Below are 23,105 nucleotides of genomic sequence, written 5' to 3'. Positions count from 1 at the left end.
CCCTTCAGGGGATTTAGGGGTGACATAAAATGATATTTTATTACAAATTGAAACTAACGTTGTTTTGATGTTTAGTTTTTGGACACCCTCTTTTTGTGGTATATTATTATTGATTATGAATTCTCGTGCGATGTTAAAATCAGATGGTATTTAAAAGAGAACAGATCAATATAATATTAAAGTTTACTATAATGGACCAAAAGTGTAATATGGAAATATCGAGTCATTATCGTATAGCTTTTTCTTTAGTTAATGTAATTCTTTAACCATTATTTTATCTAAAAACTTTAATAAGTGCAAAGATAAGATATGCGGAAATGCTACGCTTTGGATTATCTGATAGGTATTAAAAAAATACCCCGAATGAATTTCGAGGTATTTTAAATAAGACTGCATAGCGAATAGTTAGCTTTTAGGCTTTATTATAGCACTTGAAGCGTCAGCCTTTGCTACTTTCTCCAGAAACTCTCTGAACTCGTTGTATTTTTCTTTTGGATATGTTCCTTTGTTGATTACAAAGTATCTATTGTAAACAACAGTATTGTCCTTTATTTCAGTTTTAGAATTATATAGACCAAATATAGATTCAATTTCAACAGGATCAGGAACTGCTTCGATAATGACATCCTCGTTTAAAATATATTTAATACTATCCTTCTCACTGTAGTTTCTTGCTATAAATAATGGTGTTTTTCTTCCTCTTGCATAAGGAGGGACGAAAGTTTGAGAATTTAAAGTATTAAGTTTAAATAATAACTTATCACCCATTTTTGTAGTGAAGTTGTATAAATAGAGATTGAGGTTTTTTTCAAGCTCAGGACTTCTGTTATAATTAACTTCAATATCATATGATTCTAATTCGAAATTAGGGGCACTTATTGTCTGTGTAATCGCTTTCTTTCTGTCTTTTTCATCCAATAGAGTTAGTGCGAATTGGTCAGGATATTGAGCTCCATTATAAATAAAACTTACATTTGCTGAAGCATCTCCACTGGTGTCAATCTTTATTTCTCCTAATAATTTTTGTTGATTCTCATCAGCCTGATAAGAAGGGGTTCTCAATAGTTTTGAGTCTTTATAATCCAGTATAAGTACATATCTGTCATCAGTAAAATCACCAATGAATCCGCAAGGAGAATGTGCATTTGTACATTCAACCCATATGGTGTCTTTGGGAGTTGGAACACATAAAAAAGCATGGTTAAAGTATGGCATACTAAAATCCGGAGTTATCGGTGAATAGGTGCCAGCATTAACCAATGTATAAAAGCAATCAATATTTAATGCTTTAAGTAGCGACATGGTGTAATTAGTAAGAGCCTTACAGTCGCCATAAGAGAGTCTGTCAACCGTTTCCGCATCAAAGGGTTGTATGCCACCAATGCCGTCTTGAATGCTTATGTATCTGTTCTTATTTTGGGCATATTTATGAACCGTACTAACCATTTCGTAGATTGACATAGAATCAGTTAGAAGTTCTTTTACTTTCGTGATGGTTTCTTCAGGAATATTGTCCTTACCATCGTTAAGTTTTGTTCTGAAATAACCAAAAGAACTCCAGGTACTGAGGTCACCTTCATAATTATCGATTGAAAATTTCTCAGGAGAAGTAATTACATGTGGTGCCCATAAATCCTCCGGAGGGGATAAGGGTTCAAATTTAAAAGCCTTATAATTATCTATTTTCCATGTATAAACATTACTGCTTTCTACATTTGTTTTTTCAACATTTACAGGCATATTATTTTCAAGATACCTTAAATTATAGTTTATTGGAGTGACAACTTTGAACTCTGAATGTTGAACTGAAATATTAAAGCCATCTACTACATACCAATATGGGAAATGGTAGGTTGAGTTATATCTTTTAGAGTAAGAATACTCCACAGTAAATGGATATGTTGAATATTTAGGATCTGCAATCTTCATTCTACTGTCTTCATACAGCGAGAAACCTGATATAGCACTACGGTCAAAAATGTCTTCTTGTGAAAGTTTTTTAACCTTATTGCCATTCTCATCATAGACAGTCATTTCAATGTCAGAAATTTTGGTAAAGCTGTCGTAATACTCTGACAGGACTGATCTTGAAAGTGCACTTTCTTTTAAGATGGTTATTGCTGTACTAACCCGTTCTTCTGCTTTATTGATTGATTGATACTCATATGTATAAGTTGAGTTTCTGATCACTGCGTCAGCATTCACTAATAATTCAGCTGGAATTTCAGAAACGGGATATTTTGTTTTGTCTTTTGCTTCAGTAATGGTAACACCAACCCAAAATAATATTAGAATACTAAAGAGATGCCTCATCTTGAATAGGTTTTAATATAATTGGTTCAGCCTGTTTCTTAATTATCTCACCATACAACGCTTTAAGAAGAGGGTATTCGTCAGCCATATATTGTGCTTTGGCGAGGTTTAACTTATAGGTGACATTTATTACATTACCAATAACGCTATAGTTAATTAAGATATTTGATTTCTTGTCAGGAAGAAATGCCCTGATTGGTTGTGGTGTTGATTCAACCTGATAACCTTCGGGAAAAGTAATTTTTGTTATGAGGTATTTTGTTTTCAGATAAGCAAAATCAACAGGATACTCACGATTTTCTAGCTTGAATGGGTTTTCTTCAATTTGTTCAAATAGAAAAGGATTAACAAGAATCATATCATTAATTTTTTCAATCTTGTTGCTAATCTCAATTTCATATTTTTCTTTAATTGGTTCATTCAGATTATCGATATTCTCTACTTTAAAAGCTTTTATTAACAGTCCAGGATTATTGGTTTCTAATGCTGTTAAATAATCTTCTTCACTGGCATATTCTTTATAATTCTTTCTAAAATCATATGCTGCATAATCGTATTTTGCAAAAGATATATTTCCTTCTAAGTTTAGATCATCATCAATTGCTAGGTCATATAATATGGTTTCCTGATCTTTTTTATCAGTTTTTAGGTCTATCCATTTACCAGACTGATTTGTAACCAAACGGCCTCTTTCATTAAGGCATCTTTTTGGGAGCATTCCTAACGGTAAAAGTTCGTCAGTTGCATCAAGTAAATATTCCTTGTCATCAATCATGGTCCAAACAATTACATAGTTTAGCTTCTCTAAACTTGGGTAAATAATATGTAATAGTCCGTTATCTCGTGTACTTAATACAACAGGAAGAGCTTGAATATCTAATTTTAATAGTAATTGCATCAGCATTAGATTAATATCCGCTGAATTAGCTTTCCCCTCTTTGTAGGCAGAAGCTAATACTTCTGTTGATGTGTAAACAGATTCATATTCATTCCATTTTACTTTTTTAATGGCTTCTTATGCGGCTTCAACCTTTTCTAACGTTGTTGTGCAGCTTTCTTCAATTTCCTTTTTTATTTTAGATAAATACCCAGAACCATTAAAAATAGCATGACCAAAATATGCATTGGCAGCCAGACGATCATTAACAGCTTCCCATGATGTTGTGTAGCTTCTGTAAAATCCCGGTACGCTAACATTTAAAATATCAAATTCAAACTTTGTCTTATAATTTTCAACTGAATTGATATATGGTTCTGGCTTAAAAGCTGCAACATTGTTGCAGTAAAAAACAGATCCATTCTCTGTTTGGATTGGTAAGAAACCAACCTTTCTTTTTCTAAATTCTACATAACTGGAAGATTCAAGATATAGTTCGCTATGAGCAACAGGTAATTCTTCCTGAAATGCGAATTCTGAAGGAAGGAATTCATGTACTACTTCAATATCATAAACTGATCCAACTTTGATATTTGGTAAAGCAATTTTAATACGAAAATAGTTTTCAGTAACTTTTTCTTTAAAGATGGATTCTTTCTTAAGTCTTTCCTCAATAATTTCACCGTTCTCTAAATTGAAAATCTTTGCTTTTACCATGGTTCTGTCGTCTCCCGAAAAAGTAAACTCAGAATATTCAGTACCAGCTTTCTTTAAAATTTTGACTCTTCTTGTTTCAGAGAAAGTAAGATCAGCTCCATTTAGATGACCATATTTACATAAAACAACAGCAACAGCTGATGTGTCAGCTTCATAGCTGGTCATTTGTAATTCTTCTAAACTAACTTTTCCGAATTTAATGGGAGCTTTTGAAAAGCACACAGTGAAGTTACTGGCAAGAATTGCCAATAGTATAAACATCAATTTTTTCATTGAGGTAGGTTTTTAAGTTTTCAACTTAAATATAAAAAAGAAAAACAATATGTTTCAATGCTGATAAACTTAAAAGTACCTACTGTATTTAATTTAGATTGATTCTATTTGTATTATTATTTAGTTAAAAATTTGATAGTGAGTTATTAATGTTTTAATTGATGTGCTATTGTATCAGAACTTTAGAATTATGAATGATGTTTTGATTATTAACAATATTGACTGTTACAGATGGAAGGGAAGTTTCTTTTCAATTCGAATTTCGGTAGGTGATACTCTAACCTGTAACGGAATGATTTCAACTCCTTTTTCATAAGCCAGTCGCAAAGTTTGGGCATATTCAGGATCAATAGCTTCAGCTGGCCCAAAGGACTCGACGTCCATGCGCTGAATTATATATAACATCACAGTTCTTAATCCTTCCTTCTTTAATTGTATGAGTTCGTTCAAATGTTTTTTGCCACGGGTCGTCACTGCATCCGGAAATAAGGCATTATTATCAACTTTCATAGTTACATTCTTCACCTCAATAAAGCATGTTTCATCTTTACTTTGTGCCATTATATCAATACGACTGTTACCCACTTTTACTTCTCTTTGAACATGATCATAATTACTTAACTCCGGAATTTCATTGTTTTTGATCGCTTCAAATGCAATTTGGTTGGGATGCAAAGTGTTTATCCCTACCCATTGATTATTTATTTTAATCATTTCCCATGTGTAACGTGTTTTGCGTTTAGGATCTTTGGCCGGAGAGAGATATACTTCAGCGTTTTCTTCTAAACAGGTTTTCATTGAACCGCTATTGGTACAATGAGCTACTACAATCTCCCCATTATCCAGTAATATGTCGGAAAGAAATCTTTTGTAACGTTTAATGAGTCGCCCATGAATAAGCGGAGTATCAAATTTCATTTTGGGTAAATGTTTAATGGGTTTATTAATACAGATTATTTAAAATTAACTGTGTTGCTTCAAATAACCTTTGAAAGGTATAAATGATTAACCATTAAAATGGTTCAGAATCGGAAAATTTTAACTTGGAATTATTATTAATTCATTTTAAAACTATACATGTGGAATAAAATAAACCTTGAGAGTTTATTGGTAGATAATCAGGTAATTCTATTGATTATGCAAATATTAAATTCTGCATTTTTATTAATATGGACTAATGTTCTTCGAAAATATTACACATTTTACAAGGCACTTTTGTTTAGTTTGTAAAGATGAATTAAAAGTTATCGGCTGATAACATTTGATTGATAAAAATATTTTTGAAATGGTACTGATGATTACTCACCATTACGTTGTGGATACAGTGCCAGAGAAATTAATATAATTAACATTAGAATTTTATGAAACTATCTCGCATTTACATGATTCTTCTGAGCCTGTTTACAATTGTTACAAGTGGGTTTTCGCAAGAACTCGGAGATACCGTTTATTATGGTGATGCATCGTATTTGTTAACCAGTGATAATTTAATTTCAAATCCTGGTTTTGAGGATGGATATACAGGATGGACTGATGCAACAACTTCTGCTGCAGAGTTATCATCTACTTATTTTTCTCTTATTCAAACAGGTGGTATAGATGACTCTCAATACCTGGTTGGTACAACTAACCAGAACTCCTCGTCTGTTGGCTCAATTGGAACCGGATGGAGTATTGAGGCAGGAAAGACCTATTATTTATCTTATCATGTGAAGTATCTGGATGCCTCAGTTGCGGCTGGTACTGAAGATTATCTAAGAATAAGTCTTACCAATAATAAAACCAGTGCAGAGGAACCCCTTATTTTAATTGGCCCATCAACCATTAATGGAGGTGGGGCATGGACCCAGAATACTGTATGTTTTACTAATGCTTCCTATTCATATGTAGTTGCAAGATTCAGGTGGTTAAGTAACCGTTTTGGGTTTGATAATTTTGCATTACACGAAGTTGTTGAAGTAGCTGATAATTCAGCTTTACAATCGTTAATAGATGAAGCCCAGCTATTATACGATGAAACGGCAGAAGGAGCGGTTGAGTTGATGGCTGCTATAACTACTGCTCAAAGTTTTTTAGAAAGTACATCTGCTGATGAAATAAAGCAGGCAGTGGAAGATTTGGAGAATGCTATTTTTGATTATAAGTTGTTAAATGCAACAGCCAGCAATCCTTTAGATCTTACGGGTTATATAGTTAATAATAGTTTTGAGGATAATTTTGAGGGTTGGGTAAACAACGGATTGTATACACAATCCAATACTGTTTTTACAGGAAAAGATGGTAGTCTATATATAGAAAGATGGGTGGACAGAGGATCAAAAGTTCCTGATGTTGACGTAAGTCAGACTTTAACCAATTTACCAAATGGAGCATATGTTCTTACTGTTGCAACGGGTAATATACAACAGTTAGCTTCTGGTAGTACCCAGAATAATTCATCTATACCTCAAACGGGTGTATTTATTTATGCCGGAGATAACAAAACAGCTGTTGATACATTAAAAGATCGCTCGGTAAGTTTTGCTGTTTTTAACGGAGAAGTTGAAATAGGTTACAAAGCCGAGAATGCAACCGGCAACTGGGTTACATGTGATAATTTCAGATTGCTTTATAAAGGGTTTGATATTGACCTAACCAAGGAATACCTGGCATCTAAAATTGACATTGCCAATGCATTGGCAGAAGGTAAATTGCAGGATGAAGTAAGAACCAATCTGACAACTGCAATTTCTGCAGCTGAGCAGGAATTAGCAGATGAGGCAGCAACAGAGGAGTCTTTGGCAGCCATTATAACTCAGATGGAAGCTGCTATAAATGAAGCAGAAGTATCACAGGCGGCTTATGCTGCCTTGCAAGATGCAATAAACATAGCAACAGAATTGTATGGAGAAGGAGATGGTAATGATGCAGAATCGTTATCGGATGCCATTAATATTGCCAGTGCTGTTTTGATCGATTATACGTTAACACTGGAGGAGATTAATAATGCAACTGCTGAAATGGAAAAGGCTATATGGGTATATCGTTTAGCCAATGCATCCGGAACTGTACCTACGGTGACAACTAATACAAATTATGCACGCGGTTCAACCATGATTTTTGGAAGAAGCAGTATATCTGGAGTGATCGTTTCAACACTGATGGAACATGGTTTTTGCTGGAGTACAAATCCAGAACCAACCATCTTGGATAATCGAAGTACAAAATACTATTCAAATTCTGGATATGTATATGTAATGGAAAATTTACAGCCTTCTACAGTATATTACGTTCGTGCATATGCCTTAACAAGCGGTTATGCCGTGGGTTATGGAGATGCGATAAAGGTGATTACCTTACCTAAAGGTACCGTTAGTTATACTTTGGCCGACAATGTTACAGGAGAAGATCGTGAGCGTATTGGCGCAGCTATGGAATCAGCTGTTAACTATTTTAATAACCTTACCAGTATTCAAGGTCATTGGTTGAATGTTAATTTTGGTTCAGGAACTCCTACGGCTGAAGCTTCTTATGGAGGATGGATGAGATTTGGTCCAAATTCATCATATCAACAAACAGGAACAGCACTTCACGAAATGGGACATACCATTGGAGTGGGTACACATAGTATGTGGTATGGACCTTCCTCTTCATTAAGAGAAAATGGTTCAAGTGGACTATGGCTTGGTGACAGAACAAAGAAATTAATGCAATTCATTGATAATAATACATCGGCTTACTTAACAGGAGATAATACTCACATGTGGCCTTATGGTGTTAATGGTGCGAATGAAGATACCGGAAGTGAGTTCTTATACATGGCTAACTCATTAGTTCATCAGGCTCTTGGTGAGGATGGATTACCACCGACAGGAGGTTTTGCAACACCAGCTTATTGTTTTGAGATTGCTGATGATACCAAATATTATCTTAAAAGTGAAGATGAACAAACAGGTTTATTGACCTCTTTTATCGTTCCTTCTTCAACCGGAACATTGATCAATAGAATAATGACACCAGAACAGGCACTGGCTAACGATAGTGCAGCCTGGCAAATAGATTATAATCCGGTTAATTGTTATTATACACTTAAAAACGTGGGTACAGGAAGATATTTTACTTATGTAACTACTGGTATTAATGGTATAAGAACAGCTTTAAGAACTACACCAACCACCTCTGAGTATTTTCAGATTATGAAAGGAAGGGTAGATGTAGAAGTTGAAACACTTACTGAAAGAGGGTATTGGATTATTCGTCCTGAGGCAAAAAGTGCTCCTGCATGTTTATATGCAAGTACTACAACTTACACCATGACAAGTAGCTTTAATATTGCCAATACGTCAACAAAACAGAGATGGTTAATCTTATCTGGTGACGAGGTTGGGCAAATAGAATTAGCTACTTCAATTGACAGGCCAGATGATTTGGATAATGTTTCACAGGTAAAGGTATTTGCTGATCATCAGCAGGTAACTGTCCAAAATATCAAATCAAAGTCTGATATTACAATCTATAATTTATCAGGAGTGTCGATAGTGACAGGGAGAAATGTTGTATCGACCTATACTCATTCACTTCCAAAGGGAGTTTATCTTGTTACCGTTAAATCGGATGCTGAACAGGTGGTTAAAAAAGTGATAGTGCAATAAGCGCTGTTAAGACTAATAGATATAAAAAGAGGCTGTCTGAAAAAGGCGGCCTCTTTTGTGTTTGCAATTTTCCTGTCTTGAAATAGTGTAACACATTAAATAATCTATAATGTATTTTTCATTGCTATAGATTTTCAATTTAGATATTGACAAAACTTTGGGATTATAATTAGGGTTTAAGTGTCTATTCTTTAACCGTTGAATGAAGAAAATCCAATTTCCATTCACCTTCAACCTTTTTAAATGTTGCACTTTCTATCCAATCATATTTATCTTCGATTGTATCGTTTAATGTCATATCCATATGATTGAGATAATATAAATTGCCAATCTCTTCATCAATACTGGTTTTAAGAGGCGATAATGTAAACGTTGCAGAGTAAGGTGGTAATGCATTTAAGAAATTAAAAAGGCTGTCGTTATTCCATATTTTACCATTTTCGAAGAGGACAAAGTCGTTTGTCGTTGAAGCATTCATTTTATCCAGATCTTTGTCTTTGATTCCATCAAAATAACTGATTAATACTTTTTCCAGTACCTCAGGATTATCCGTTTGTTTTTCATTCTGACAGCTTAGAATTAACCCAATTCCAATAATTAATAGAAGATTTCTTGCTTTCATGACGATCATTTTACTGGTTAATAAAGGTGAATTTGTTTGTAGTTAAAAAGTAAGAAATTGAAATATAAATTTCAAGTGTTTAATAGATTCATTTTGAAAAGTTTATAATATGATTTAGACGTGAGAGATGTTGAATAATCTCTGATTTTTGAAAAGAACTACATATTCTACTTTGTATATTATTCATTCATTTTGGTTGATTAATAGGAAGCTGTTGGGGAGCTTTTAGAAATATGAAATATCTTATTTAAAGTAATTGAATGATAATACTGGTTAAGTCGCTACCATGGTGATAATTTTATAACGACAAGCTCGGATTGTTAAAATCCCAATTTTGTAAAGAGAAAAAAAATCATGTATATCAACAAAGGACCCGCTTCAATATTAGACTTGTTAACTATTAAGTGGCTTTTTGCTAGTGAGTTGACGGATATTTCACAATGTAGAATCAGCTAAAACGATTCTAAAAGTAGTTATTGCCTGATCCTTCTTAATTCATATTCCTGTACTCATTCGGCGACATTCCAACTTGCTTTTTAAACATTCGGGTAAAATGTTGCGGATGCTTAAATCCCAACTCATAAGCAATCTCGCTTATTGATTTTTGCGTGTCGAATATTTTTTCTTTTGCTACATCAATCATCTTCAACTGAATATGTTCCTGAGCTGATTTGCCGGTTTCTTTCTTTAGCAAATCACCTAAATAATTAGAAGAAATAAATAATTTATCGGCGCAATATTTAACAGAAGGTAACCCTTCATCTAAAGCTTTATCAGAAGCAAAATATTCTTTCAATACATTTTCAAAACGAGCCAGAATATCTTTGTTTACATGGCTGCGTGTTATAAACTGACGTTCGTAGTATCGTTTTGAATAGTTTAGGAATAATTCAATATATGAAACAATAAGTGTTTTACTATGACTGTCAATGGCATGTTCCAGCTCATATTTAATATTGGCAAAACACTCATTTATTACGGCTCTTTCTCTTGTTGATAAATGTAATGCTTCATTTACTTCGTATGAAAAGAACGAGTAGTCATCAATATGTTTACCCAATGATGTACCATGAATTAAATCGGGATGAAAAACGATCGCATTTCCGGCGGCCTGCCTTTTTTCTCCGTTACTGTCTATGCCGTATACTTGTCCCGGTGAAATAAAAATCAACGTACCTTCTTCGTAATCATAGTCATTAATTCCATAGATGATGTTGCCACATTTAACATCCTTCAGAAAGATAGCGTAAAGGTTAATCTGTGTTTTATAGAAACTAAATGGCTGAATTTTTGAAAAATCAATAATACTTACCAGGGGGTGTAATGTTTCCTGCCCAATCATATTATTGTATTCGGTAACCGTGTTTATTTTGATAATATTACTCATATCCAAAAGATTAATGACAAGGCAAAAGTAAGGAACTAATTGTTAGGTTATTCAGGTCGTACAATATAATCCGTAATATGGGTAAGTAATACGGTAATTTGGGTAAGTTACATCTTTTATCAGTAATAGTCATCAGGTTTCTTTCAGTAATAAAGGTAAGAACTACCGTAATCGGGGTCATTTTATCAGTGTTAAAGATTTCATTTTTGTATCAGTAAAATATTCAAAATAAATGAAGAATATGGTTTTGATACAAGACGAAGAATTTGGTGGAGAGCGGCCTTTATTTGCTTCATCAAACGTGGAATTGAATAATGTAAGATTTAGTCCTGGCGAATCAGCTTTGAAAGAATGTGAGAATATAAAGATTAATAGCTGTGTGTTTGATTGTAAATATCCTTTCTGGCATAATCAAAACACCATCATAAAGAATTCCCTTTTTACTCCAATGGGTAGGGCAGCCATCTGGTATGGAAAAGATATTCGTATGGCTCAAACGCATGTAGATGCTCCAAAGATGTTTCGCGAAATTGATGGATTATTTCTTGATAATGTTGAGCTGTCTGATGCGCTTGAATGTATTTGGTGGTGCCGAAATATTGAAGTTAAAAATACAAAGATCAAAAACGGAGATTATATTTTTAAAAGTAGTGAGAATATTACTGTTGACAATCTTTTGTTACAAGGCAATTATTCATTTCAATATTGTTCTAATGTTGTAATTCGTAATTCTCATATTAGTTCTAAAGATGCCTTCTGGAATGCTGAAAACGTAACTGTATATGATTCTGTAATTGAAGGGGAGTATTTAGGTTGGCATTCTAAAAATCTACGTCTGGTTAACTGTAAAATAAACGGAACACAGCCCCTTTGTTACGCACACAACCTGGTTATGGAAAATTGTGTAATGCTTGAGGATGCTAATCTGGCATTTGAATACAGCACTCTGAAGGCAGTAATTAACAGCCCCATAACCAGTGTTAAAAACCCGGGCAAAGGTGAAATTACAGCTGAGAGTATTGGTGAAATTATTATCGATGCAAACTGTAAGAATCCGGGTGAATGTAATATTAGAGTTAGTAACGCAGTTAATGTCTGATAATTATGTCATATGATTTTGATGAAATAATTAACCGCAGAGGAACAAACTCCTATAAATGGGATTCTGTCAATAAAGCTGATATGATTCCAATGTGGGTGGCTGATATGGATTTTAAAACAGCACCGTCAATTATTGATGCATTATCTCAACGCGTACTACACGGTGTTTTTGGCTATGCAAAGGTACCGGATGATTATTATGAAGCCGTTATTAGTTGGTTTAGACGAAGACATCTTCTGGCAATTGAAAAAGAATGGATAATTTATACAACGGGGGTTGTACCAGCTGTATCAGCAACCATACTGGCATTAACTGCTCCCGGAGATAAAGTACTGGTGCAGGAGCCGGTCTATAATTGCTTTTTCTCGTCTATCAGAAATAATCAATGTGAAATTGTTTCGAATGATTTATTGTATTCAAACGGGACCTACTCCATCGATTTTGAAGATCTGGAAAATAAAGCATCTGATCCTGAAGTTAAACTGATGCTTTTATGTAATCCTCATAACCCGGTGGGTAGGGTGTGGACAAAACAGGAGCTGAAACGAGTTGGTGAGATTTGTTTTCGAAATGATGTATTGGTGATTGCTGATGAAATTCACTGTGATTTAGTATATGCCGGGCATAAACATATTCCCTTTGCTTCTTTAGGTCAGCAATTTCTGGAAAATTCAGTTACCTGTACTGCCCCCAGTAAAACATTTAACCTGGCCGGCTTACAGGTGGCGAACATATTTGCTTATAATGCCGAAATCCGAAGTAAGATAGATAAAGCTATTAATATTAATGAAGTTTGCGATATCAACCCGTTTGCTATAGAAGGATTAAAAGTTGCATATTCTATTTTGGAGTCAGAACATTGGTTGGATGAATTGAAAGAATACTTATGGACTAATTACCTTTTTGTCCAAGATTTTTTTCAGCAAAATTTACCTCATTTATCCATTTTGCCTTTGGAAGCAACTTATTTATTATGGATCGATTGCTCTAAACTTCCGATAACAACTGATGAATTGGCAGTAAAAATGCTGAAGGAAGGAAATATTCAAATTAATGAAGGAACAATCTATGGTAAGGCAGGTGAAGGTTTTATTCGGATAAATATAGCATGTCCCAGAGCCGTATTAAAAGAAGGATTAAATCGTATGAAAAAGGTGTTTGATCAATTACCCGTTTAAAGGCCGGATTTTATCCAGATTCTTCTAATTCATAGTCTTGTTATCGACATTTATTCAATTCTGTAATTCGGGTAAGAGCCTCCGTAATTCGGGTAGTTTTATCATCAGGATAAAACTCATTTTTGTATGTATCAATTTTTTAAATGAAAACATATGAAAACAATAACATTGTATTCGATTATAATCAGTTCACTTGTATTATTAACAAGCTGTTCACAAACAGAGCAAACATCAAATAAGATATTTGAAAAAGGACAGAAAGTGACCCAAAACTTCACCGGAGAAACATGGGTGCAGATGCTTACTGTCGACGGTGAAAACTTCGATGCTATGAGCTATAATGTCACATTTGCTGCAGGAAGTCGCACTTACTGGCATTCGCACCCGGGAGGTCAGATTCTCTATTGTCTTTCAGGCGAAGGAAGATATCAGGAAAAGGACGGAGCTATCCGATCATTAAAAGCAGGTGATGTGATTGAAATTAAACCGGATGTGGTGCATTGGCATGGGGCAGGTCCAGATATGGAATTTGTTCATTTGGGAATTAGTACCCGACTTTCAGAGGGACCAGCTAACTGGTATGGCCCCGTAACAGATGAAGAATATAACAATCAAAAATAATTATAACAGATGAAGGATTTTAGTTTTTACAATCCTACCAGAATTGAATTTGGTAAAGGGAAAGAGGAAAATATTGGACAATACATTGCTGAATATGGTCTGAAAAAAGTATTAATTGTTTATGGTACAGATCGTGTTAAAAAAAGCGGATTGTTCGATAAAGTGGTAAAATCGCTTAATGATAAAGGCATTGCCTACGAAGAATTGGGAGGAGTTATCAGTAATCCGGTTTTAAGCAAGGTATATGAAGGTGTTGAGTTGGCTAAAAGTGCAAAAGTAGAAGCTGTTTTAGGTATTGGAGGCGCTTCTGTGCTGGACAGTTCAAAATCGATTGCTGCAGGCGCAGTTTACGAAGGCGATGTTTGGGACTTTTTTACCTTTAAGGCAGTTCCGGATAAGGCTTTGAAAATATTCTCCATTATGACTCTGGCTGCATCGGGTAGTGAAATGAATAACTATGCAGTTGTAACAAAAGAGGATGATAAAGCAAAACTAAACCTTGCCGGTTTGGCAACATTTCCAACCGTTTCAGTCATAAATCCTGAATTGCAGGCTACTGTTACAAAAGAATATCTGGCATACTCAGCCGCTGATATTTTTGCACATAGTTTAGATATGTATCTTACTGCTACTTATTTGCCTGAATACGTTGCAGGTTACGTTGAAAATATTCTAAAGACGGTTATGCGTACTACTGAGATTTTATTGGAAGATGCGGATAATTATGAGGCACGTGGTGAGTTTGCATGGGCTGCAACAAATGCCTTAAATTTTACCACTTTCTGTGGGATAGAAAATAATCGTTTCGATACTCATTTTATTGAACATACCATGTCGGCAGAATATAATATTGCTCATGGTGCAGGTTTGTCAATTGTTGTCCCTGCCTGGATGAAATGGCAAAAGAACTTATTACCTGAACGATTTAAACGTTTTGCCAAAGAGATATTCAATCTTGATACGGCTGATGAAGGGATAGAGGCCTTAAAAAATTGGTATACGAAAATTGGAGCACCGGTAACCTTAAAAGAAGGTAATATTCCGGAAGAAGGTGTTGCAATGATGGTTGAGAAACTATCTGACATTGCACAAATGATGGGAGCCGGGGCATTATATTCGAAAGAAATGCTGTCGACTGTATTTGAAAATGCCAGATAAGGAATTAATCTTTAATGAACCCACAAGATAAAGACTTAATCATTGTGGGTTTAATCTTGTTATAGTTAAAGATTTATGAGGGGATGAGAATGAAGCGAAAAATATTAATATTTATAGGTTGTATTGTATTAGTAACCGGAACAGGAATGAGTGTATTAAATCAATCCAGATTTGGACAATTACCGAGAGGTGAACGATTGGAAAGGATCAAAGCATCTCCAAATTATCGTAACGGAGAGTTTCAAAATATTAACGAGACTCCAGTAATATCAGGAGATAAGAGCCGTTTTAAAGTGATGATGGATTTTCTGTTTACCAGGAAAGTTCGAGTTACCCCCGAAAGTATGCTTCCGGTTGTAAAAACAGATCTTAAATCATTCAGTAAAGAGGATGATGTATTAGTTTGGTTTGGTCATTCATCCTATTTTATGCAGATAGAAGGAAAAACCTATTTGGTTGATCCTGTTTTGAGCTCATATGCATCTCCTTTTTCATTTATAAACAAAGCTTTTAAAGGCACAAATATCTATTCGCATAATGATTTTCCAACCATAGATTATTTAATTATAACACACGATCATTGGGATCACCTGGATTATCAGACAGTAATGGATTTAAAGCCAAAAATAAATCATGTTGTATGTGGCCTGGGTGTTGGTCAGCATTTTGAATACTGGGGGTTTGATGTTGCTTCCCTTACTGAGCTGGATTGGTATGAGGCAACGGATCTTGGACAAGGAAATATTATGACTGCTACTCCTGCCCGTCATTTCTCAGGCAGAGGATTACGCGGGAATAAAACATTGTGGACATCCTTTGTTTTACAAACACCTCAATACAATATCTTTATTGGTGGCGACGGTGGTTATGATGAACATTTTAAGCTTATTGGAACTCAATACGGACCTTTTGATCTGGCTATTCTGGAGCAGGGACAATATGACAAGAATTGGAATTTAATTCATTTAATGCCGGATCTGGTTTATAAAACAGCTGAAGATCTAAAAGCAAAAAGTATACTGCCTGTTCATAATTCCAGATTTGCTTTGGCCAGTCATCAGTGGGATGAACCTTTAAATAAGATAAGTTCGAATCATACTGATTCAGTTATTTCGGTGAAGACTCCTAAAATTGGAGAACTTGTCTTTTTGAATGATTCAATAAAACAATATGAGAAATGGTGGAAGGATGAGAGACGGGAGTAAAAATATTTTTGAGAGGTTGCAATCAGGTGAAGTCGTTCCGTTCAACGATCCTCAATATGCACTGGTAAGTAAATCAGGAATACGTACTACAGAATTACTTATTCAATACAATGCTACGTCTGATCCTGATCAATTACGTAAGCTGTGGGGAAATCTTACAGGTACTGTGTTAGACGAAAGTAGCTATATTCAGATACCATTAATGATCAATCATGCCGAATTTGTAAAGGTTGGTAAAAACGTTTACATCAATCATGGTTGTTCAATGCTGGCTTTGGGAAAAATCACAATTGAAGACAATGTATTGATTGGTCCTAAATCAAACCTGATTACAGAAGGACATCCTGTAAATCCTGATAATAGGAGAGCCTTGGAGGTAAAGCCAGTATTAATTAAAAAGAATGCCTGGTTAGGAGCTGCGGTTACCGTTTTGCCGGGCGTTACAATAGGTGAGAATTCAATTGTGGCAGCAGGAGCAGTTGTAAATCGTGATGTGCCGGATAATACTGTTGTAGCAGGTGTGCCTGCTAAAGTCATTAAATCAATTATTTAGATCTGGATGAAATTTAAAAAACAAAGACTTATGAAGCGATCTTTACTGATATTCTTTGCTTTTCTTCTAATCGTTACAGAATCCTGTTCGAAAGATAATGAAACGCAAAATTCAACATCCAATGAGATAATTGATGCTGGAGATACTGATGATGTAAATCAAAAAACAAATAAAATGAAAATAAAAATCGGAGAACGTATATTGACAGCCACTCTGGTTGATAATTCATCCACTGAATCCCTGGTGGCATTACTTAAAGAACAGTCCCTGACCATTGAGATGAGGGATTATGCCAAAATGGAAAAAGTCGGATCAATAGGTCAGAGCTTACCCAGAAATGACGAGCAGATAACAGCACAGCCTTGTGATATTATTTTATATCAGGGTAATGCATTGGTTATATACTATGCTCCTAATTCATGGAATTTCACAAGGCTTGGAAGAATTGATGATATTACTACACAGGAGTTAAAAAAAGTACTGGGAGAAGGAGATGTGACAGTTACTTTATCATTATAAACAAAGACATATTGTATTTCAGATTAAACCTGTTTGGGTAACCTTACAGGTTTTTTGTTGTTCTATAATTAGCCTTATCTTAGTGAAAAGTCAAATGTATTATGAACGGATTCTTGAAAAGTGTGTGTGAACTGTCTCCTTTATCAGAGGATGCTGTCAATGAACTATCAGAGTGTCTCTGTTCAGCAGACTTTAAAAAAGGGGAAACCATTCATCAGGAAGGAAAGATTTGTAAGCATTTGTTTTTTGTTGAGTCAGGACTTGCCAAGCATCAGTATTTTCACGAAGGAAGTCAGTTTATATTTCGGTTTTTTGAGGATAACCAATTCTTTATTGCGACAGATTGCTTTTTTAATAATTTACCTGCGCACTACTCAACAATAGCATTGGAAGATTCAGAAATAAGTTATTTAAAGTATGAAGATTTTGAAAATCTTTGCAGTAAATACCATTGTTTTGAAACGTTTGCCAGAAAGTTTGTTTCAATAGTTGCTTATACCGCCATTTCAAATTTAAAAGGACTCCTGTATTTAGATGCCACAGCCCGTTATGCAAAATTTTTAAATGAATACGGACATCTTCAACAAAGGATTAGTTTAGGAGATACGGCTGCCTTTCTCGGAATCTCGCAAGTCTCATTAAGTCGTATCCGCTCCAGGAAGTGATTTTTTTACATTTGTAAAAAACTATCTGATCTCACCTCAGTAGATTTGTATCATAGTCTTTTTCAAAAGTTTCGATATCGATTGTAAGTAATGTACAGTTTGTCTGTACTGAAGAAATCATTACATGATTTCTAATGGGATAACTATGCTTTAACGGTGGCAAATGGCTATGTAAATAAATAGTAATTAGGTAATAAAGGAAGTTATGAGTAAAGTGTTGTATATCAAAGCTGATGCAAAAATTGAAGGTGAGTCACGAACTGTACGTATTGCTGACAGTTTTATTGAATCATATAAAAAGAATAATCCTGAGGATGAAATTATTGAACTTGATTTATATGAATCAGGAATTCAATTTCTTCCTAAAGGTAAAGTGATGGAGATGAGAGGAGCAGGAATGAATGATAAGAATAATCCATTATTGAAATTTGCCTGTCAATTTGCCGAAGCTGATAAATATGTAATTGCAGAACCAATCTGGAATCTGGGTATACCTGCCATTCTTAAGGCGTATATAGATTCTGTTGCAATTGGAGGAATCACATTCAGATATACCGAAAAAGGTCCTGTGGGATTATGCCTGAATAAAAAAGCCATTAACATCATAACACGCGGAGGAGATTATTCGTCAGAGTTTAAAAGTTCTCTTGAAATGGCTGATAAATACCTTCGTAACATTTTTGGATTTATGGGAATTACAGATTTTACAAGTATTGCTGTAGATCGTCTGGATATGATCACTGAAGATACAGAAGCCCTGTTAAATAAGGCAATGGAACAAGCCAGAGAAACAGCTTTAGCCTTCTAGAATCAAAAATGTTATTCAACTATTAAAATGTAAGATATGAGTTTTAAGATACACTTCAGAGAAATATTTATAATGGCTTTAATCTTATTGGTAAGCCAGGTTAAAGCACAAAATAATGAAGCAGGTAATCATCCGCCTTCACCTATTCCAATAGAAATTTTTATGGGCTCTGAGAGCTGGACTTCTCAAATTGTAATGGATAAGAAATTTCATGGTAGTAATAAGTTTGGATTCTTTGGTTTATCATACCTAAAAGCCAATTACGATAACGATCAGTTTTTACAGGAGTCGACGAATCTGGCTATGCTGAAATATGATGTTTTAAAAAGATTCAGTGTTCTATCCGGTGCAATGTTTAATTCACATTGGGGTTTTCGACCATATGCAGGAGCTCAATACGCATATCATAGTAAGATTTTTATGGGATTTGTAAATTCCGGATTTCATCTTACCGAAACGAAAAACTTCGAAACGATTGCTATGCTCGAATACCGTCCGGTAATTAAGGATCAATGGTCATTATACACACGTGCACAAGGTATGTACAGTCAGAATACTGTGGATGGCATGCACGATCGTAGTCACTTTTATGGAAGAGTTGGGGTAAGTTATAAAGCTTTTTCATTTGGTGCTGCTTATAACTACGATTGTTATGGCCCCAATAAGTTAACGGATAATCAGTTTGGTGTATTTATCAGCACGCTGCTGTAATTGTATTAATCAAGTATGTTGAAATCAAATTCATTTATGGAAAAAGCAATAAAACATGAACGATTATTGGAGGTAACACTTTTGTTAGCCAGTGCACTTACCATTCTGGCTAACGCAATTGTAGCACCGGCTTTGCCTCAGATTAGTAATGCTTTTAGTGATATAAAAAATGCTGAGATACTTACCAAACTGATGCTTACCTTGCCTGCGCTAATAATTGCCTTAGGTGCTCCTCTGGTAGGAAGTTTATTGGATAAAGCCGGCCGTATTAAGGTATTATTTGTTTCGCTGATTATCTATTTGTTGGGAGGGACATCAGGTTTTTGGCTGGGAGATTTATATTCCATTCTGGTTGGGCGTGTTGTTTTGGGTTTGGGTGTTGCAGGTATAATGACTGTTGCTACCACTTTGATTGGAGATTACTTTACCGGTGCCAAACGTGAATATTTTATGGGGCTGCAAGGTGCCTTTATAGCGCTGGGAGGATTTGTATTTATCACCATTGCAGGAGTACTGACAGATATCGATTGGCGTTTAACTTTTCTGGTGTATGGGTTTTCGCTTGTTGTTATTATTTTGGTGCCCTTTGCTTTATACGAGCCTAAAATCCATAACCAGAAATCAGAATCCACTCTTTCTGAAAATCAGGTGATTCCAAAAGTGGTATGGCTGGCAATCATCAGTGCTTTTATTGTAACGGTATGTTTTTATGTAATACCTGTGCAAATACCATATTTCCTGCAAAGTTTTGATGGGATGAATGGTAATAAAATAGGCATGGCTCTGGGTGGCTTAACCATTGCACAGGCATTGGCATCCTTTTTCTACAAAAAAGTGAAAATGAAATTCGATTATGTCATGATTTTCGTTTTAGGGTTTATTCCAATGGCAATTGGATTTTCCATCATAGGATTAAGCGAATTATACTGGCAGGTAATTATTGGTATTTTATTTTGTGGATTGGGTGTAGGATTGATGATGCCCAATGCCAATCTCTGGGTAATTAATCTGGTACCTGTTCACAGCAGAGGAAAATATGTAGGAGGAATTACAACAGCAACTTTCATTGGTATGTTTATATCTCCTATCATTATTGAACCTATTCAAAGTTGGGTTGGAATGAATGAAAGTTTTACTATTCTGGGTTTATGTTGTGCAATATTTGTTTTGTTATATTTTGTATTCAGTAAACGCATCACCAATAAGTAGCATAAGCTAAGGTAATTCTTAACAATACAATACCCCGATAATCGATTCAGTAATATGGGTAACTGAATCCGTTATCGGGGTAATTTTATTTGTGCCAGATGAATGACATTTGCATTGTAATTGGTTCATCCCAATAAAAATGTAATTAGTTATGAATCGAGTAGAATTAAGTGAAAAGAAATTTAAGGAGTTGTTTGGTGGTCATTCAGGACCATTAGCCGAAACGGATCCTGATCTGCAGGAAATGTTAAATCGTTTCATCTTCGGTGAGGTATTTTATCATGGTTCATTAAGTGATAAACTAAGAGAGTTAATAACCCTTGTGGTATTAACAACCAATCAAACTTTAGATCAATTGCAGGCACATGTTTTTGGTGCCTTAAATATTGGTGTTAGCCCTGTTGAGATAAAAGAAGCTATTTACCAATGTACACCATATTTAGGTTTTCCTAAAACGCTAAATGCTATTAATAAAGCCAACGAGGTGTTTAAACAGGCAGGGATTTCACTTCCGGTTGAAAGTCAGAAGACAGTAACTGAAGCAACACGTTTTGATGAGGGTTTAAAGGTGCAGAAAGAGATTTTTGGAGAGGTGATTGATAAGATGCATCAGGGTGCACCTAAGAATCAAAAGCACATACAAAACTATTTATCAGCCTTCTGTTTTGGTGATGTTTATACCCGTGGCACGTTAGACCTGAAAACCCGAGAGCTGTTAACCTTATGTATTCTTAGTGCTTTGGGGGGATGCGAAAATCAGGTAAAATCGCACGTGATGGGAAATGTAAAGGTAGGTAATACCAAAGATATCTTGCTGGAGGCTGTAACACAGTGTTTGCCATACATGGGTTTTCCGCGCACCTTAAATGCATTAGCCTGCATCAATGAAATGATACCAGAAAACAAGTAAAAATTTAAAAATAGAGGAGATTATAAGATGAGTGAATTTAAACAACCATTCTCATTGGGACAAAAGAATGATGCCTATGCTCAGTATTTTATTGGACAAAGTTATATATCGATACTGACACTTGAAGGGGTACCTTCATTTAACGTGACTTTTGAACCTGGCTGTCGCAATAACTGGCATGTTCACCAGGGGGGCGGACAGATCTTATTATGTACTGCCGGAACTGGCTGGTACCAGGAAGAAGGAAAACCAGCACTGAAATTAAATCCGGGTGATGTTGTAAATATTCCTGTTGGTGTAAACCACTGGCATGGTGCAGCAAAAGACAGTTGGTTTGCACACGTAGCTCTGTCAGTGCCGGTTGAAGGTTCTACAACAGAGTGGAATGGACCTGTCACGGATGAGGAGTACAATAAATTGTAAAAAGTAAATACTAAAAAGATGAATAAAGTAAAAACAATATCAATGATTGCCGGAGTCGTATTATTAATGACTCAGGCTTTCCCTAATACAGCAGAAGCTAAAAAGAAAGAAAAAATGAAACAACAGGAAGAACACTATACATTTGAATTAAGCGATAAAGTCACAAGAGAAAAAGTAACTTTTAAAAACCGTTACGGAATTACATTAACAGGTGATTTATATCTGCCTAAAAACAGAGGAGAAGAAAAATTAGCAGCTATTGCAGTTAGCGGACCTTATGGAGCCGTAAAGGAACAATCTTCAGGTTTGTATGCCAATGAATTGGCTCAGCGTGGATTTGCTGTTGTAGCATTCGATCCTTCATTCACGGGTGAGAGTGGAGGTGAACCTCGCAATGTTGCCTCTCCTGATATTAATACGGAAGATTTTAGTGCTGCCATTGACTTTCTGGGAATACAAACATTTGTTGACAGAGAAAAAGTGGGAATCATGGGTATTTGTGGTTTTGGTGGTATGGGCTTAAATGCTACGGCTGCAGATAAACGTGTTAAAGCAATTGCTGTTGCAAGTATGTACGACATGTCGCGCGTAACTGCAAAAGGTTATTTCGATAGTATGACAGCCGAACAACGCGATGGTATGCTAAAACAATTAGGTGAGCAACGCTGGAAGGATGCTGAAGCTGGTGCACCGGCTTATGGTACAGCCGGTTTGCCTGAACCAGAACAACTAACAGGTGAAGAACCAGAGTTTGTTCAGGGCTATGTTAATTACTATAAGACTGAAAGAGGTTTCCACCCACGTTCAATCAACTCAAACGGATCATGGACAGCAACAAACGCATTATCATTTATGAATATGCCCTTGTTGACTTACATCAATGAGATTACTCCTCGTCCGATATTAATTATTGCCGGTGAGAATGCACACTCTCGTTATTTCAGCGAAGATGCTTATAAAGCAGCAAACGAACCTAAAGAATTAATGATTATCCCGGGTGCAGTGCATACCGATCTGTATGATAAAGTGGATGTTATTCCATTTGATAAATTAGAGAAATTCTTTAAAGAAAACTTGAAATAGAGTTGTAATAATTGGTAAAAAGAGGGTGTCCAAAAAGTGATTGTACAAATAAGGAATCTTTCAAATTGTAACTTTACTTTCATTATACCCCACCAAACCTCCCCTAAAAGGGAGGCTTAAGTCCCCTTCAGGGGATTTAG

Annotated in this window: 21 protein-coding genes; 15 read left to right on the top strand and 6 right to left on the bottom strand. The window is 35.3% G+C overall.

Annotation, left to right across the window (positions count from 1 at the left end; all coding sequences use genetic code 11):
* Positions 1–405: 405 nt before the first annotated feature.
* The 4 genes from ACRD62_RS21570 to sfsA form a co-directional block, all read right to left on the bottom strand.
* The gene (locus tag ACRD62_RS21570; protein ID WP_430822167.1) at positions 406–2,313 is read right to left on the bottom strand and encodes a DUF3857 domain-containing protein; all 1,908 of its coding nucleotides are present in this window, start codon (positions 2,311–2,313) and stop codon (positions 406–408) included.
* Positions 2,297–3,211 (bottom strand): DUF3858 domain-containing protein, encoded by a 915-nt coding sequence (locus ACRD62_RS21565; RefSeq protein WP_430822166.1) that lies wholly within the window; start codon positions 3,209–3,211, stop codon positions 2,297–2,299. Before ACRD62_RS21565 ends, ACRD62_RS21570 begins: the two co-directional genes overlap by 17 nt.
* A 117-nt stretch (positions 3,212–3,328) precedes the next feature.
* Entirely contained in the window at positions 3,329–4,180 is an 852-nt protein-coding gene (locus ACRD62_RS21560; protein WP_430822165.1) for a hypothetical protein, read from the bottom strand.
* 225 nt (positions 4,181–4,405) lie between these two features.
* On the bottom strand, positions 4,406–5,098 hold the full coding sequence (gene sfsA / locus ACRD62_RS21555) for a DNA/RNA nuclease SfsA (RefSeq protein ID WP_430822164.1): 693 nt from the start codon (positions 5,096–5,098) through the stop codon (positions 4,406–4,408).
* Positions 5,099–5,541: 443 nt separating this feature from the next.
* Here sfsA and ACRD62_RS21550 point away from each other — a divergent pair, with 443 nt between their 5' ends.
* A complete protein-coding gene (locus tag ACRD62_RS21550; protein ID WP_430822163.1) occupies positions 5,542–8,811 on the top strand; it encodes a T9SS type A sorting domain-containing protein in 3,270 nt (1,089 codons plus the stop codon).
* Between the two features lie 184 nt (positions 8,812–8,995).
* Here ACRD62_RS21550 and ACRD62_RS21545 read toward each other — a convergent pair whose 3' ends face one another.
* Together ACRD62_RS21545 and ACRD62_RS21540 are read right to left on the bottom strand one after the other, a co-directional pair.
* Positions 8,996–9,433, bottom strand: coding sequence for a nuclear transport factor 2 family protein (locus ACRD62_RS21545; protein WP_430822162.1), 438 nt, complete (start codon positions 9,431–9,433; stop codon positions 8,996–8,998).
* Positions 9,434–9,923: 490 nt separating this feature from the next.
* Entirely contained in the window at positions 9,924–10,820 is an 897-nt protein-coding gene (locus ACRD62_RS21540; protein WP_321412349.1) for a helix-turn-helix domain-containing protein, read from the bottom strand.
* Between the two features lie 232 nt (positions 10,821–11,052).
* Between ACRD62_RS21540 and ACRD62_RS21535 the strand changes: the two genes are divergently transcribed.
* From ACRD62_RS21535 to ACRD62_RS21470, 14 genes are all read left to right on the top strand, one after another.
* Positions 11,053–11,919, top strand: a complete 867-nt coding sequence (locus tag ACRD62_RS21535) for a DUF3737 family protein (protein WP_430822161.1) — start codon at positions 11,053–11,055, stop codon at positions 11,917–11,919.
* 5 nt (positions 11,920–11,924) lie between these two features.
* Positions 11,925–13,100 carry a MalY/PatB family protein gene (locus tag ACRD62_RS21530; protein WP_430822160.1) on the top strand — a complete coding sequence of 392 codons (1,176 nt, stop codon included), beginning with the start codon at positions 11,925–11,927 and terminating at the stop codon, positions 13,098–13,100.
* Positions 13,101–13,253: 153 nt separating this feature from the next.
* Positions 13,254–13,721 carry a cupin domain-containing protein gene (locus ACRD62_RS21525; RefSeq protein ID WP_430822159.1) on the top strand — a complete coding sequence of 156 codons (468 nt, stop codon included), beginning with the start codon at positions 13,254–13,256 and terminating at the stop codon, positions 13,719–13,721.
* Positions 13,722–13,730: 9 nt separating this feature from the next.
* Positions 13,731–14,879, top strand: coding sequence for an iron-containing alcohol dehydrogenase (locus ACRD62_RS21520; RefSeq protein WP_430822158.1), 1,149 nt, complete (start codon positions 13,731–13,733; stop codon positions 14,877–14,879).
* Positions 14,880–14,968: 89 nt separating this feature from the next.
* Positions 14,969–16,084, top strand: coding sequence for an MBL fold metallo-hydrolase (locus ACRD62_RS21515; RefSeq protein WP_430822157.1), 1,116 nt, complete (start codon positions 14,969–14,971; stop codon positions 16,082–16,084).
* Complete coding sequence (locus ACRD62_RS21510; RefSeq protein WP_430822156.1) at positions 16,050–16,637, top strand: DapH/DapD/GlmU-related protein; 588 nt, start codon at positions 16,050–16,052, stop codon at positions 16,635–16,637. The genes ACRD62_RS21515 and ACRD62_RS21510 overlap by 35 nt, the downstream gene beginning before the upstream one ends.
* A 30-nt stretch (positions 16,638–16,667) precedes the next feature.
* Positions 16,668–17,156, top strand: a complete 489-nt coding sequence (locus ACRD62_RS21505; protein ID WP_430822155.1) for a cyclophilin-like fold protein — start codon at positions 16,668–16,670, stop codon at positions 17,154–17,156.
* A gap of 101 nt (positions 17,157–17,257) precedes the next feature.
* Positions 17,258–17,821 carry a Crp/Fnr family transcriptional regulator gene (locus ACRD62_RS21500; RefSeq protein ID WP_430822154.1) on the top strand — a complete coding sequence of 188 codons (564 nt, stop codon included), beginning with the start codon at positions 17,258–17,260 and terminating at the stop codon, positions 17,819–17,821.
* Between the two features lie 205 nt (positions 17,822–18,026).
* Positions 18,027–18,629, top strand: a complete 603-nt coding sequence (locus ACRD62_RS21495) for an FMN-dependent NADH-azoreductase (protein WP_430822153.1) — start codon at positions 18,027–18,029, stop codon at positions 18,627–18,629.
* A 36-nt stretch (positions 18,630–18,665) separates the two neighbouring features.
* On the top strand, positions 18,666–19,340 hold the full coding sequence (locus ACRD62_RS21490) for a hypothetical protein (protein WP_430822152.1): 675 nt from the start codon (positions 18,666–18,668) through the stop codon (positions 19,338–19,340).
* A gap of 36 nt (positions 19,341–19,376) precedes the next feature.
* A complete protein-coding gene (locus tag ACRD62_RS21485; protein WP_430822151.1) occupies positions 19,377–20,549 on the top strand; it encodes an MFS transporter in 1,173 nt (390 codons plus the stop codon).
* Between the two features lie 151 nt (positions 20,550–20,700).
* Positions 20,701–21,459 (top strand): carboxymuconolactone decarboxylase family protein, encoded by a 759-nt coding sequence (locus ACRD62_RS21480; protein WP_430822150.1) that lies wholly within the window; start codon positions 20,701–20,703, stop codon positions 21,457–21,459.
* Positions 21,460–21,486: 27 nt separating this feature from the next.
* A complete protein-coding gene (locus ACRD62_RS21475) occupies positions 21,487–21,882 on the top strand; it encodes a cupin domain-containing protein (RefSeq protein WP_430822149.1) in 396 nt (131 codons plus the stop codon).
* Between the two features lie 18 nt (positions 21,883–21,900).
* Entirely contained in the window at positions 21,901–22,965 is a 1,065-nt protein-coding gene (locus ACRD62_RS21470; protein ID WP_430822148.1) for an alpha/beta hydrolase, read from the top strand.
* Positions 22,966–23,105 lie beyond the last annotated feature (140 nt).

The sequence above is a fragment of the Carboxylicivirga caseinilyticus genome, from assembly GCF_050589785.1.
Lineage (GTDB): Bacteria > Bacteroidota > Bacteroidia > Bacteroidales > Marinilabiliaceae > Carboxylicivirga > Carboxylicivirga caseinilyticus.
This window is presented reverse-complemented; position numbering and strand designations above follow the sequence as displayed.

Excerpts from the sequence above, each read along its gene's own strand:
- ACRD62_RS21570 (WP_430822167.1), bottom strand. The coding sequence starts at position 2,313 with ATGAGGCATCTCTTTAGTATTCTAATATTATTTTGGGTTGGTGTTACC.
- ACRD62_RS21565 (WP_430822166.1), bottom strand. The coding sequence starts at position 3,211 with ATGCAATTACTATTAAAATTAGATATTCAAGCTCTTCCTGTTGTATTA.
- ACRD62_RS21560 (WP_430822165.1), bottom strand. The coding sequence starts at position 4,180 with ATGAAAAAATTGATGTTTATACTATTGGCAATTCTTGCCAGTAACTTC.
- sfsA (WP_430822164.1), bottom strand. The coding sequence starts at position 5,098 with ATGAAATTTGATACTCCGCTTATTCATGGGCGACTCATTAAACGTTAC.
- ACRD62_RS21550 (WP_430822163.1), top strand. The coding sequence starts at position 5,542 with ATGAAACTATCTCGCATTTACATGATTCTTCTGAGCCTGTTTACAATT.
- ACRD62_RS21545 (WP_430822162.1), bottom strand. The coding sequence starts at position 9,433 with ATGAAAGCAAGAAATCTTCTATTAATTATTGGAATTGGGTTAATTCTA.
- ACRD62_RS21540 (WP_321412349.1), bottom strand. The coding sequence starts at position 10,820 with ATGAGTAATATTATCAAAATAAACACGGTTACCGAATACAATAATATG.
- ACRD62_RS21535 (WP_430822161.1), top strand. The coding sequence starts at position 11,053 with ATGAAGAATATGGTTTTGATACAAGACGAAGAATTTGGTGGAGAGCGG.
- ACRD62_RS21530 (WP_430822160.1), top strand. The coding sequence starts at position 11,925 with ATGTCATATGATTTTGATGAAATAATTAACCGCAGAGGAACAAACTCC.
- ACRD62_RS21525 (WP_430822159.1), top strand. The coding sequence starts at position 13,254 with ATGAAAACAATAACATTGTATTCGATTATAATCAGTTCACTTGTATTA.
- ACRD62_RS21520 (WP_430822158.1), top strand. The coding sequence starts at position 13,731 with ATGAAGGATTTTAGTTTTTACAATCCTACCAGAATTGAATTTGGTAAA.
- ACRD62_RS21515 (WP_430822157.1), top strand. The coding sequence starts at position 14,969 with ATGAAGCGAAAAATATTAATATTTATAGGTTGTATTGTATTAGTAACC.
- ACRD62_RS21510 (WP_430822156.1), top strand. The coding sequence starts at position 16,050 with ATGAGAAATGGTGGAAGGATGAGAGACGGGAGTAAAAATATTTTTGAG.
- ACRD62_RS21505 (WP_430822155.1), top strand. The coding sequence starts at position 16,668 with ATGAAGCGATCTTTACTGATATTCTTTGCTTTTCTTCTAATCGTTACA.
- ACRD62_RS21500 (WP_430822154.1), top strand. The coding sequence starts at position 17,258 with ATGAACGGATTCTTGAAAAGTGTGTGTGAACTGTCTCCTTTATCAGAG.
- ACRD62_RS21495 (WP_430822153.1), top strand. The coding sequence starts at position 18,027 with ATGAGTAAAGTGTTGTATATCAAAGCTGATGCAAAAATTGAAGGTGAG.
- ACRD62_RS21490 (WP_430822152.1), top strand. The coding sequence starts at position 18,666 with ATGAGTTTTAAGATACACTTCAGAGAAATATTTATAATGGCTTTAATC.
- ACRD62_RS21485 (WP_430822151.1), top strand. The coding sequence starts at position 19,377 with ATGGAAAAAGCAATAAAACATGAACGATTATTGGAGGTAACACTTTTG.
- ACRD62_RS21480 (WP_430822150.1), top strand. The coding sequence starts at position 20,701 with ATGAATCGAGTAGAATTAAGTGAAAAGAAATTTAAGGAGTTGTTTGGT.
- ACRD62_RS21475 (WP_430822149.1), top strand. The coding sequence starts at position 21,487 with ATGAGTGAATTTAAACAACCATTCTCATTGGGACAAAAGAATGATGCC.
- ACRD62_RS21470 (WP_430822148.1), top strand. The coding sequence starts at position 21,901 with ATGAATAAAGTAAAAACAATATCAATGATTGCCGGAGTCGTATTATTA.